At 36.9% G+C, this 445-nt stretch carries 1 protein-coding gene; it reads right to left on the bottom strand.

Annotated elements, in window-relative coordinates:
* Positions 1-52: 52 nt before the first annotated feature.
* Positions 53-379, bottom strand: coding sequence for a hypothetical protein (locus HX884_RS26775; protein ID WP_178329061.1), 327 nt, complete (start codon positions 377-379; stop codon positions 53-55).
* Between the last annotated feature and the right edge of the window lie 66 nt (positions 380-445).

Raw genomic sequence — 445 nt, 5'->3', positions numbered from 1 at the left:
CCTATCTCTTATCTGGAGATACAGCTACTGTCCGGTGTTTCAGGGGGCTACATCAAAACTCGACACAAAAAGCTCCATCTACCTTTAGCTTATCAATCTTTTCCTGAAAATCCTTTTGTATATAACTTAAAACTGGTGCGTTTAATGCATAATTAACAAAGTTCACAAAAGTAAAACGTTTTAATGTAACTTCTTGTTCATCAAAAAATTGCCGCTTATTAATCCATGTCACTAAATTGCTATCTAAAAATGCATCTTTGTCAGACGCTTTAGGATTCTCAATCTTAAGCAACAATGCACCGTTCTTTGTAGGCACGTGAATTTTAAACTCTTTTCTCTCACCTGCCCGCTCAGGAGGTCTTGTTATATATGAACGCACTGTTAGTTCTAAGCGACTTTGTTGAATAAATCGAACTTTTGCTGAGTTGAAGGATCAGATCACGCA

The organism is Enterobacter sp. SECR19-1250 (assembly GCF_013391025.1).
In the GTDB taxonomy this organism is placed as follows: domain Bacteria; phylum Pseudomonadota; class Gammaproteobacteria; order Enterobacterales; family Enterobacteriaceae; genus Enterobacter; species Enterobacter cloacae.
This window is presented reverse-complemented; position numbering and strand designations above follow the sequence as displayed.